Below are 10827 nucleotides of genomic sequence, written 5' to 3'. Positions count from 1 at the left end.
AGCGGGGTGGTTCTGGGTGTCCAGCCAGCGCAGATAGGCGTTCCGTACGATCCCGATCCCGCCGCCGTCCCCGGCACCGCCGCCCTTCGATGCCTCCCGGGCATGGGCCCTGATCAGCCCTTCGGCCGTGAACAGGGTCATCTGCGTATCGTCCGTGACCCGCCCGACGATCCCCTGCTCATCCGGGAGGAGTCCCTGTACGCCGTGCTCACCGTGCGCGCGGCGGATACCGGCCAGGGACAGGAACTCCACCGGGTTTCCCAGTGCGTCCCCGATCGCCCCGCCCAGCAGACAGCCCCGGACCCTCGCCCTGCGGCCTGTCCGGTCCTCCCACGATGTGCCGTTCACGCACGCTCTCCTCAGTCCGACGTCGAAGTGTCCCAGAACGCCGTCGCGGGTCCATCCTGGTAGGAGAGGCGATCGCCATGCGTACCGGTAATGAACCGACGACTGCCCGCAGTCCACTGCGGCTGCGGCTCTGGCTGAGTCTATGGGGGCTGGCCTGGGCCGTCTTCGGCCTGGCAGCCTTCACGCTCACCGACCGGCCGGGCTGGGCCGCCGCCTGCGGCCTGCTGCTCCTGCTGGTGCTCGTGGACCTGACGGTGATCGTCCACCACATCCACCAGGGGCCGCACTACCAGCCCGGCCGCGATGTCCCACCGTACGAACCCGACCACGGCGGGCGCGGCAGATAGGGGCACTGAACCGGGCCGGGGCGCGCCCGCCCGGCCCCGGGCGTCAGTCCTGGGCCGGGAAGCGGGCCGCCTTCAGATACTCCGGGTTCGGGTCGAGCGCGGCGGCCAGCCGGAAGTGGCGGACGGCCCGGTCGGTGCGGCCGGAGCGCTCGAAGGTGCGGGCCAGCGCGAAGTGTGCGAAGGCGTTGTCCGGCTCGCGTTCCAGGACGAGTTCGAATTCGAGCTCGGCGGGACGCAGCTGGGCGGCGGCGAAGAACGCACGGGCCCGCAGCAGCCGGGCCGCGGTGCTCTCCGGATGGGCCGCGATCACCGAATCCAGCAGTTTCACGGCGCCTCGGGGGTCGCGCGCCGCCAGCAGGTGCTCGGCCGCGCGGAAGTCGATGACGTCGGTCTCCGGGGTCCTCTCAGGCACGGTCTCGTCCTTCCCTTCGTCACCGGGTCATCAACGCCCGGCCGGGGTCCGGTATTCCGGGCTGCCCCGGTGCCGGGGTCAGCCGGCCGCGGCCCGCTCGGTCAGCTCCGACCAGACCTTGCGGACCTGCGGCTCCAGGTGCTCCAGCGGTCCGTCGTTGTCGATGACCAGATCCGCCACGGCCCGCCGCTGCTCCCGGGTGGCCTGGGCGGCCATCCGGGCGCGGGCCTCGGACTCGGTCATGCCGCGCAGCCGTACGAGCCGGTCGAGCTGGGTCGCGGGGCTCGCGTCCACGACGACGACCAGGTCGTAGAGCGGCGCGAGGCCGTTCTCGGTGAGGAGGGGTACGTCGTGGACAACGACCGAGTCGGGGCCCGCGGCCCGCTCCAGCTCGGCGGAGCGGGCGCCGACCAGTGGGTGGACGATCGCGTTGAGGGCGGCGAGCCGGTCGGCGTCGGAGAAGACGATCGAGCCGAGCTTCGGCCGGTCCAGGGTGCCGTCGGCGGTGAGGATGCCGGTGCCGAACGCGTCGACGACGGCCGCGAGCCCGGGTGTCCCCGGCTCGACGACCTCACGGGCGATCCGGTCGGCGTCGATCAGTACGGCTCCGTATCCGACGAGCAGCCGTGACACTTCACTCTTGCCGGCGCCGATCCCACCGGTCAGGCCCACTTTCAGCATGACCGGCAGCCTAGTACGAGGGGTGACCGGCGGGAGCGGTCAGGCGTCCCCCTCGCGCTCGGCGAGGAACCGCTCGAATTCGAGGCCGATCTCGTCGGCGGACGGCAGGTCCACGGGCTCGGCGACCAGATTGCCACGGGTCTCGGATCCGGCGACCGCGTCGTACTGGTGCTCAAGGCCTTCGACGAGCGAGACGAGCTCCTCGTCGCCCTGGTCGATCTGCCGGTCGATCTCGGTCTGGGTGCGATGCGCCTCCGTGCGCAGGGCGTGGGCGACGGACGGCAGGACCAGGCCGGTCGCGGCCGTGATCGACTCCAGCGCGGTGAGCGCCGCGTCCGGGTACGCGGAGCGGGCGACGTAGTGCGGCACATGGGCGACGACACCGAGGACGTCGTGCCCGGCCTCCATCAGCCGGTACTCCACCAGGGCCTCCGCGGAGCCGGGCACCTGCGCCTCGTCGAAGGGGCTGCGGTGGCCGGGCATGAGGTCCGTGCGGTTGCCGTGCGGGGTGATGCCGACGGGGCGGGTGTGCGGGACACCCATCGGGATCCCGTGGAAATTCACCGCCAGGCGGACGCCGAGGCGCTCGACGATCTGCTCGACGGCGGCGGCGAAGCGCTCCCACTCCACATCGGGCTCGGGCCCGGACATCAGCAGGAAGGGCGCTCCGGTGGCGTCCTGCACGACCCTGACGTCGAGCGTCGGGGTCTCGTAGGCGGCCCAGCGGTCGCGCCGGAAGGTCAGCAGCGGGCGCCGTGCGCGGTAGTCGACGAGACGGTCGTGGTCGAAGCTGGCCACGACCTGGTGCGGCAGCGTTTCGAGCAGGCCGTCCACGATCTGCTCGCCGGTCTCGCCCGCGTCGATGTATCCGTCGAAGTGGTAGAGCATGACCAGGCCGGCCGACTCCTGGGCGAGCGCCATGTCGACGACGGCCAGGCCCTTCGGCTCCCATTCGTACAAACTCTGCGGATCAGGCACGGTTACCGCTCCTCCTCGTGTTCGTCGAGAAGAACGTCCCGCAGGACACATGCATTCCCGGACTGTGCCCTTTCACCCGCCGGTTCATGCCGGAACCCGCGCGGAACCCGGGATGCGTCGGCGGTGGCGGGCTCCCGCCTTCCCTTTGAAGGCAGAGACGTTGGCGTTCATGTCGGTGAACACCTCGACGGGAGTGCCGAGTTCACGGCCGACCCGAGTCCGCCGGGATCCGCGTGAAAGTACGTAACGGTCCGTCAGCTCCCTGGGCATCCCACAGGTGTTCCCCCGTTCACCCGCCCGTCGCCCCCACCCACCGCCACTGTCTCGCGGGCAATGGTCCAGACATTGACACGGCCGCACCGCGTCCCTACCGTCACTGGGCAGCAAGTTCAGGGACTCGCCCCATATTCATGTACGAGAACCTCGAACTCCTTCGACGGGAAGGCACCCCCACATGCGCACCCGCACACTGCTCCCGGCCCTGCTGGCCACCGCGCTCGCCACCGGCGGCCTCGCCCTCGCCTCCGCCACCACGGCGGGTGCGGCAACGGTCATCGACGTGAGCACCGCCGCCCAGCTCAAGTCCGCCCTCACCGCCGCGGCCCCCGGCGACACGATCCGGCTCGCCGACGGCACCTACACCGGCAACTTCAGGGCGACCGTCCCCGGGACCGCTTCCGCCCGGATCACCCTCGCGGGCTCCGCCAAGGCGATCCTCACGGCCGGCGGGGGCTACGGACTGCACCTCGACGGTGCCTCGTACTGGACCGTCGAGGGCATCACCGTCACCGGCGGCCAGAAGGGCATCATGGCCGACACCGCCACCGGCGTCGTCATCGACTCGGTGACCGTGCACGACCTGGACATGGAGGGCGTCCACTTCCGCAAGTCCAGCAAGGACGGCGTCATCAAGAACTCACGGATCTACGACACCGGGCACGACGGCCGCGGCATGGGCGAGGGCGTCTATGTCGGCACGGCCGGCGATCTCTCCGACCGGAGCGACCGGGTCCAGATCCTGGACAACACGATCGGCCCGGGGGTCGGCGGCGAGAACGTCGACATCAAGGAGGGCACCACCGGGGCGAGGATCATCGGCAACACCTTCGACGGCAGTGGGCTGACCGGCGCCAACTACGACGATTCCTGGGTCGATGTGAAGGGCAATGGCGTCCTGGTCGAAGGCAACAAGGGCTCCGGTACGACCAACAACGGCTACGAGACCCACACCCAGCAGAGCGGCTGGGGCTGCGGCACCGTCTTCCGCGACAACCACTCGGACCTGACGGGCGCCAAGGGCGACAAGCAGATCGCGATCAACGTCACCAACTACGGCGCGAACTGCCCGACCACCGTCCACAGCAGCAACACGGTGACCGGCGGCAAGGGCCTGACCAACATCACCGTCACGCCGTAACCGCGCCGCGGAAAACGAGTGAGGCCCGCTCCCCGAAGGGAGCGGGCCTCACTTTCAGCTACTGCGGTCGATCAGCGACCGGAGGGGGTGCAGAGCGTCAGCTCTGGCCGCCCGCCAGCTTCTCGCGCAGGGCAGCCAGGGCCTCGTCCGACGCCAGGGCGCCGGAGTTGTCCGCGGACTCCGAGGAGTACGAGCCGCCACCGCTGCCGCCGGAGGCAGCCGGGGCGCCACCGGCCGGGGCGGCAGCGCCCTCGGCAGCAGCGGCCTCGTCGGCCTCGCGGGACTTGATGACCTGGGCCTGGTGCTGCTCGAAGCGCTGCTGCGCCTCGGCGTACTGCGTCTCCCACGCCTCGCGCTGGGTCTCGTAGCCCTCGAGCCAGTCGTTGGTCTCGGGGTCGAAGCCCTCGGGGTAGATGTAGTTGCCCTGGTCGTCGTAGGACGCGGCCATGCCGTACAGGGTCGGGTCGAACTCGACCGAGGCCGGGTCGGCACCGAAGGACTCGTTGGCCTGCTTCAGCGAGAGGCTGATGCGGCGGCGCTCGAGGTCGATGTCGATGACCTTGACGAAGATCTCGTCGTTGACCTGGACGACCTGCTCCGGGATCTCCACGTGGCGCTCGGCCAGCTCGGAGATGTGGACCAGACCCTCGATGCCCTCGTCGACGCGCACGAACGCACCGAACGGAACGAGCTTGGTGACCTTACCGGGGACGACCTGCCCGATCTGGTGCGTACGGGCGAACTGCTGCCACGGGTCTTCCTGCGTCGCCTTGAGCGACAGGGAGACGCGCTCGCGGTCCATGTCGACGTCGAGAACCTCGACGGTGACTTCCTGGCCGACCTCGACAACCTCGGAGGGGTGGTCGATGTGCTTCCAGGACAGCTCGGAGACGTGCACGAGACCGTCGACGCCGCCGAGGTCCACGAACGCACCGAAGTTGACGATCGAGGAAACGACGCCGGAGCGGACCTGGCCCTTCTGCAGGGTCGTGAGGAACGTCTGGCGGACCTCGCTCTGGGTCTGCTCCAGCCAGGCACGGCGGGACAGGACCACGTTGTTGCGGTTCTTGTCCAGCTCGATGATCTTGGCCTCGAGCTCCTTGCCCACGTAGGGCTGGAGGTCGCGGACGCGGCGCATCTCGACGAGGGAGGCCGGCAGGAAGCCACGGAGGCCGATGTCGAGGATGAGACCACCCTTGACGACCTCGATGACGGTACCGGTGACGATGCCGTCCTCTTCCTTGATCTTCTCGATCGTGCCCCAGGCACGCTCGTACTGAGCGCGCTTCTTGGACAGGATGAGGCGGCCTTCCTTGTCCTCCTTCTGGAGAACCAGGGCCTCGATCTCGTCGCCGACCTTGACGACCTCGTTCGGGTCGACGTCGTGCTTGATCGAAAGCTCGCGGGAGGGGATGACGCCTTCGGTCTTGTAACCGATGTCGAGCAGGACCTCGTCCCGGTCGACCTTCACGATGACGCCGTCGACGATGTCGCCGTCGTTGAAGTACTTGATCGTCTCGTCGATCGCGGCGAGGAAGGCTTCCTCGTTACCGATGTCGTTGACCGCTACCTGCGGGGTGGTGGCGGTGGTCTCGGTGCTGCTCGTCATGTGGGAAAGGGCTCCGGTACGGACAGTGAGTCGTAGGTACTGCTACGCCGGGAGCCCTTATCACTTCTGCAGAAGCCGGACAGCTCGGGAAGCACCGAACCCGCTGGACGGGAGACGCCTCGTGAACCGAGGGGACATACAACAGATGCGAGCGCGGCCTGCTAGGTCTGAGGCGCGCAGGCTCGCAGCGCAACTTGTAGCATACGGGGGCAGCCGGGCACGGTCAATGCGCGAAGGCGCACACCGGGGGCGCAGCGGCTCATATCCGGCACAACTCGTGTTCCCCGAGGCCACATCGGCCGCAGGAGACATTTCATGGGCACGCGAGCCGTGCCCACAGGTACCCCCAGGTACGTACCGCGTGCGGCGGGGTGAAGGCAAACTACAACGACGGACACGATGAGCCAAGAGATCTACGCGGCCGAACCCGAAGCGACCCGCCGCGACGCGTCGGAGGCCGAGAGCAGCCGGGCAAGTCGCGGCTGGTGGGACCGGAACGCCGACGAGTACCAGAGCGACCACGGCGCCTTCCTCGGCGACGACCGTTTCATCTGGGGCCCGGAGGGGCTCGACGAGGCGGAGGCCGGTCTGCTGGGCCCCGCCGCGTCCCTGCGGGGCCTGGACGTCCTGGAGATCGGCGCGGGCGCCGCGCAGTGCTCGCGCTGGCTCGCCGCACAGGGTGCCCGTCCGGTGGCCCTGGACCTCTCGCACCGGCAGTTGCAGCACGCGCTGCGGATCGGCGGCAGCGATGTGCCGACGGTCCGGCTGGTGGAGGCGGACGCCGGGGTGCTGCCGTTCCGGGACGGCTCCTTCGACCTGGCGTGCTCCGCCTACGGCGCGGTGCCGTTCGTCGCCGACCCCGTGCAGGTGTTCCGCGAGGTGCACCGGGTGCTGCGCCCCGGGGGCCGCTGGGTCTTCTCGGTGACGCACCCGGTCCGCTGGGCGTTCCCGGACGAGCCGGGGCCGGAGGGCCTCTCGGTCGCGGCCTCCTACTTCGACCGCACTCCCTATGTCGAGCAGGACGAGCGGGGCGACGCCGTGTACGTCGAGCACCACCGGACGCTGGGCGACCGGGTGCGGGACGTGGTGGCCGGCGGCTTCCGCCTGGTCGACCTGGTCGAACCGGAGTGGCCCGCCTGGAACCACCAGGAGTGGGGCGGCTGGTCCCCGCTGCGCGGAAATCTCATCCCCGGCACGGCGATCTTCGTCTGCGAGCGGGACTGACGGGCCCTGGCGGACGGGACTGAGCGGGTCCGGTGCGGGGGCCCGGGACCCGGCGGGGGCGGGTCGTACGAGACTGGGGGCGTGATCCGTACCGACGCCCTGGACCAGTTGCCCGTACGCACCGCCGTGCCCGCCCTGCGGCGGGCGCTCGACGACCGCGGCGTCGCGGTGCTGTGCGCGCCGCCCGGCACCGGCAAGACGACGCTCGTACCGCTGGTCCTGGCCGGTCTGGCCGGGGGCGGTCCGGTGCGCCGGGTGGTGGTCGCGGAGCCGCGGCGGATCGCCACGCGGGCGGCGGCCCGGCGGATGGCGTGGCTCATCGGGGAGCAGGCCGGCGGGCGGGTGGGGTTCACGGTCCGCGGCGAGCGGGTGGTGGGGCGCGACACGGTGGTGGAGGTGGTGACCACCGGGGTGCTGCTCCAGCGGCTGCAGCGCGACCAGGAGCTGGCCGGGGTCGATGCGGTGATCATCGACGAGTGCCATGAGCGGCATCTGGACGCGGACACGGTCGCCGCGTTCCTGCTCGATGTGCGGGCGGCGATCCGGCCCGAACTGCGGCTGGTCGCCGCGTCCGCGACGACGGACGCGCAGGGCTGGGCGCGGCTGCTGGGCGATGCCCCGGTGATCGAGGCGGAGGGTGTCGCCCATCCGGTGGAGGTGGTCTGGGCGCCGCCCGCCGCTCCGGTGCGGCCACCGCATGGGAATGCGGTATCGCAGCCGAGAGCTTGGGGAAGGGTCGATCCGGCGCTGCTGACGCATGTCGCCGCGACGGTGCGCCGGGCACTCGCCGAGCGGGACGGCGACGTGCTGTGTTTCCTGCCCGGGGTCGGCGAGATCGGGCGGGTGGCGGGACAGCTGGCCGGGGTGGCCGCCGAGGTGCTCCAGGTGCACGGGCGGGCTCCGGCGGCGGCGCAGGACGCGGTGCTGGCCGGGTCGTCCGAGGGGCGGCGGGTGGTGCTGGCGACCTCGGTGGCGGAGTCGTCCCTCACGGTGCCCGGGGTGCGGATCGTGGTCGACTCGGGGCTGGCCAGGGAGCCGCGTACCGATCACGCGCGCGGGCTGAGCGCGCTGACGACGGTGCGGGCCTCGCAGGCGGCGGGGAGGCAGCGGGCGGGCCGGGCCGGGCGTGAGGCGCCCGGGGCCGTGTACCGGTGCTGGGCGCAGGCGGAGGACGGGCGGCTCGCCCGGTTCCCGTCCCCGGAGATCAAGGTCGCGGATCTGGCGGCGTTCGCGTTGCAGGCGGCGTGCTGGGGCGATCCGGACGCGTCGGGGCTGGCGCTGCTCGACCCGCCGCCCGCGGGTGCGATGGGTGCGGCGCGCGAGGTACTGACGGCGGTCGGTGCGGTGGGCCCGGACGGGCGGGTGACCGACCGGGGTGTGCGGATGTCCCGGCTCGGCCTGCATCCGCGGCTGGCGCGGGCGCTGCTGGACGGCGCCGCCGAGGTGGGCGGGCGGCGGGCGGCCGAGGTCGTGGCGCTGCTGAGCGAGGAGCCGCCGCGGGAGTACGGGGACGATCTGGCGGCCGCGCTGCGCACCGCGCGGCGCGGCGGGGACGGCTATGCGGCGCGCTGGCGGCAGGAGGTCCGGCGGCTGTCCTCGTCGGTGAAGGACGTGGCCGGGGGGTCCGGTCCGGACGACGCGGCCGTCGGCCTGGTGGCCGCGCTGGCGTTCCCGGAGCGGGTGGCACGGGCCCGGGGCGATGGGGTGTTCCTGATGGCATCGGGGACGGGCGCGGAGCTGCGCGACGGTTCGGGGCTGCGCAGTGCGCCCTGGCTGGCGGTCGCGGTCGCCGACCGGCCCGCGCACGCGGCGTCCGCGCGGGTGCGGCTGGCCGCCGTCATCGACGAGGACACGGCGCGGGCGGCCGCCGGGCATCTGCTCCGCGGCGGCGAGGAGGTGCACTGGGCCGACGGCGACGTGGTGGCCCGCCGGGTGGAGCGGCTGGGCGCCGTCGAGCTGTCGGTGCGCCCGCTGAAGCAGCCGGCGTCCGGGCTGGTGCGCGAGGCACTGGTCGAGGGGCTGCGGCGCGAAGGGCTGGGGCTGCTGCGCTGGACGCGGGAGAGCGGACAGTTGCGGGAGCGGCTCGCGTTTCTCCACCGTGAGCTGGGCGCACCCTGGCCGGACGTGTCGGAGGATGCGCTGCTGGAGCGTACCGAGCAGTGGCTGGAGCCCGAGCTGTCACGGGCCCGGCGGCGCTCCGATCTGGCGCGGATCGACGCCGGGCAGGCGCTGCGGCGGCTGCTGCCGTGGGCGACGGGCGAGGCGGTACGGCTCGACGAGCTGGCGCCCGAGCGGATCGAGGTGCCGAGCGGTTCCCGGATCCGGGTGGAGTACGGCGGGGCGCAGCCCGTACTCGCGGTGAAACTCCAGGAGATGTTCGGGCTGCGGGAGACCCCTGGGGTGGCCGGGGTGCCGGTCCTGGTCCATCTCCTCTCCCCGGCCGGCCGGCCCGCCGCCGTCACCGCGGATCTGGCGTCGTTCTGGCGGGACGGCTACCGGGCCGTACGGGCGGAACTGCGCGGCCGCTATCCGAAGCATCCGTGGCCGGAGGACCCGACGACGGTGGAGGCGACCCGGTTCACCAAGATCAGGCGGGAGTAGGGGCAGGGTCCGCTGTCCCGTCCGGGCGGCGGGAGCGGGCCTCCAGCCACAGGGCGAGGGCGAGCAGTCCGGCGCCGAGGACCAGGAAGCCCCGGGGCAGGTACGAGGTGAGCAGCAGGACCAGCAGGCGCTGGGACTTGACCAGGTCGACGACCGACTCGACGTAGTCCGGGCGCATTTTCACATGCCCGGCGAACACGGTGACGGTGTCCTGGGGCATCCCCATCTTCCTGGCGTTGCGCAGCTCCTCCTTGTGGATCTCCTCGCCGTTGACCGGCGCTCCGGTGACCGGGTCCACCCAGAACATCCGCTTGGTGGAGTACCAGCGGGTCATGCCCGTCTTCGCGATCTGTTCCGGGGTGACGCCCTTGATCGGCATCTTCTTCGGCATCGGGACCTTGGTCCACGGGATGGTCTGCTCGAAGTAGTAGACGTCCATGCCGTGGAAGGTGCGGGTGCCCCGGTAGTGGATGGGCGAGTTGGTGCGGGCCTGGGCGTCGAAGTACTCGTAGTCGCGTTTCTCGGTGAGGAAGGGCCACTTGAACTCGATGCCCTCGCGCCTGACCGGGTCGCCGTCGACGGATTCGCCGGTGGCGTGGACGGGGGCCTGGCTGTGGGCGTCGAAGATGTAGCGCTCGGGGATCTGGGAGACCATCTTGCCGTCCGGGCCGGCCACGAAGCTGAGGGCGTCCCAGACGACGACATCGCGCCCGGCGCTGCGTTCGATCTTCTCGGACTCCTCGACGTTGCCCTTGAGGGTCTGCACGATGGTGACTTTGGGGACCGTCTTCACCTTCATGTTGTCGTTGTAGTCGAGGAGGGTGGCGGGCTTCGCCTCCAGCACCGTCTCCTGGTACTGGCTGGGCGGGATCTTCGCCAGCCTGGGGAAGGCGTACCAGCGCAGCAGTGGCGACATGGCGGCGAAGAAGACGGCGAATGCCAGGAGTACGAGGCCGGCTCGGCGGCGCATGTGGTGCCCTCCCTCGGCTTGGGTTGCTCTTCCGGTGGTCAGTGCCGGAGGGGCACTAGTTCTTGGGGCCCGGGACGGTGGTCAGCAGGGGTTTGGGCGAGGTCTCTCCGGGCGGTGCGCCGATCGCGGTGACGGTGAAGACGAGCGCGAGAGCTGCGGCCAGCCCGATGGCGGCGGCGACGAGGGCACGCATGCCGGTCCTCCCGGAGAGCACGGATCTGATGGGTCGTCAGGGTTGGG

The 10827-nt window shown here is 71.3% G+C and carries 11 protein-coding genes; 4 read left to right on the top strand and 7 right to left on the bottom strand.

Features of this window, described 5'->3' with window-relative positions; all coding sequences use genetic code 11:
- Window positions 1-348, bottom strand: a 348-nt coding sequence (locus ABZY11_RS17485; protein ID WP_356479957.1) for an ADP-ribosylglycohydrolase family protein, incomplete at its 3' end; no start/stop codon positions are given.
- 77 nt (window positions 349-425) lie between these two features.
- Between ABZY11_RS17485 and ABZY11_RS17480 the strand changes: the two genes are divergently transcribed.
- Window positions 426-695 (top strand): DUF6343 family protein, encoded by a 270-nt coding sequence (locus tag ABZY11_RS17480; RefSeq protein WP_356479956.1) that lies wholly within the window; start codon window positions 426-428, stop codon window positions 693-695.
- 43 nt (window positions 696-738) lie between these two features.
- On the opposite strand, the gene ABZY11_RS17475 is transcribed toward ABZY11_RS17480, so the two are convergent.
- From ABZY11_RS17475 to ABZY11_RS17465, 3 genes are all read right to left on the bottom strand, one after another.
- Window positions 739-1107 (bottom strand): tetratricopeptide repeat protein, encoded by a 369-nt coding sequence (locus ABZY11_RS17475; protein WP_356479955.1) that lies wholly within the window; start codon window positions 1105-1107, stop codon window positions 739-741.
- A 78-nt stretch (window positions 1108-1185) separates the two neighbouring features.
- Window positions 1186-1788, bottom strand: a complete 603-nt coding sequence (gene coaE / locus ABZY11_RS17470; protein ID WP_356479954.1) for a dephospho-CoA kinase — start codon at window positions 1786-1788, stop codon at window positions 1186-1188.
- Between the two features lie 39 nt (window positions 1789-1827).
- Entirely contained in the window at window positions 1828-2766 is a 939-nt protein-coding gene (locus ABZY11_RS17465; protein WP_356479953.1) for a PAC2 family protein, read from the bottom strand.
- Between the two features lie 454 nt (window positions 2767-3220).
- On the opposite strand from ABZY11_RS17465, the gene ABZY11_RS17460 reads away from it, so the two are divergent.
- Window positions 3221-4183: a right-handed parallel beta-helix repeat-containing protein gene (locus ABZY11_RS17460; protein ID WP_356479952.1), complete on the top strand. Its 963-nt coding sequence runs from the start codon at window positions 3221-3223 to the stop codon at window positions 4181-4183.
- Window positions 4184-4280: 97 nt separating this feature from the next.
- Here ABZY11_RS17460 and rpsA read toward each other — a convergent pair whose 3' ends face one another.
- Window positions 4281-5792, bottom strand: coding sequence for a 30S ribosomal protein S1 (gene rpsA, locus ABZY11_RS17455; protein ID WP_072483117.1), 1512 nt, complete (start codon window positions 5790-5792; stop codon window positions 4281-4283).
- Between the two features lie 399 nt (window positions 5793-6191).
- On the opposite strand from rpsA, the gene ABZY11_RS17450 reads away from it, so the two are divergent.
- Window positions 6192-7016, top strand: coding sequence for a class I SAM-dependent methyltransferase (locus ABZY11_RS17450; protein ID WP_356479951.1), 825 nt, complete (start codon window positions 6192-6194; stop codon window positions 7014-7016).
- An 81-nt stretch (window positions 7017-7097) separates the two neighbouring features.
- Window positions 7098-9617, top strand: a complete 2520-nt coding sequence (gene hrpB / locus ABZY11_RS17445) for an ATP-dependent helicase HrpB (protein WP_356479950.1) — start codon at window positions 7098-7100, stop codon at window positions 9615-9617.
- Here hrpB and ABZY11_RS17440 read toward each other — a convergent pair.
- Both ABZY11_RS17440 and ABZY11_RS17435 read right to left on the bottom strand, forming a co-directional pair.
- On the bottom strand, window positions 9604-10587 hold the full coding sequence (locus tag ABZY11_RS17440; protein WP_356479949.1) for a DUF3068 domain-containing protein: 984 nt from the start codon (window positions 10585-10587) through the stop codon (window positions 9604-9606). The genes hrpB and ABZY11_RS17440 overlap by 14 nt on opposite strands.
- A gap of 55 nt (window positions 10588-10642) precedes the next feature.
- Window positions 10643-10780 carry an SPW_0924 family protein gene (locus ABZY11_RS17435; RefSeq protein WP_356479948.1) on the bottom strand — a complete coding sequence of 46 codons (138 nt, stop codon included), beginning with the start codon at window positions 10778-10780 and terminating at the stop codon, window positions 10643-10645.
- Window positions 10781-10827 lie beyond the last annotated feature (47 nt).

Origin of the sequence: Streptomyces sp. NPDC006510, assembly GCF_040611955.1 — a bacterium.
Classification (GTDB): domain Bacteria; phylum Actinomycetota; class Actinomycetes; order Streptomycetales; family Streptomycetaceae; genus Streptomyces.
Note: the sequence above shows the minus strand (reverse complement) of the source record. Positions and strands in the feature narration are given on the sequence as shown.

What these genes read in the sequence shown, in the direction of transcription:
- ABZY11_RS17480 (WP_356479956.1), top strand. Translation starts at nt 426, where the DNA reads ATGCGTACCGGTAATGAACCGACGACTGCCCGCAGTCCACTGCGGCTG.
- coaE (WP_356479954.1), bottom strand. Translation starts at nt 1,788, where the DNA reads ATGCTGAAAGTGGGCCTGACCGGTGGGATCGGCGCCGGCAAGAGTGAA.
- ABZY11_RS17460 (WP_356479952.1), top strand. Translation starts at nt 3,221, where the DNA reads ATGCGCACCCGCACACTGCTCCCGGCCCTGCTGGCCACCGCGCTCGCC.
- rpsA (WP_072483117.1), bottom strand. Translation starts at nt 5,792, where the DNA reads ATGACGAGCAGCACCGAGACCACCGCCACCACCCCGCAGGTAGCGGTC.
- ABZY11_RS17450 (WP_356479951.1), top strand. Translation starts at nt 6,192, where the DNA reads ATGAGCCAAGAGATCTACGCGGCCGAACCCGAAGCGACCCGCCGCGAC.
- ABZY11_RS17440 (WP_356479949.1), bottom strand. Translation starts at nt 10,587, where the DNA reads ATGCGCCGCCGAGCCGGCCTCGTACTCCTGGCATTCGCCGTCTTCTTC.
- ABZY11_RS17435 (WP_356479948.1), bottom strand. Translation starts at nt 10,780, where the DNA reads ATGCGTGCCCTCGTCGCCGCCGCCATCGGGCTGGCCGCAGCTCTCGCG.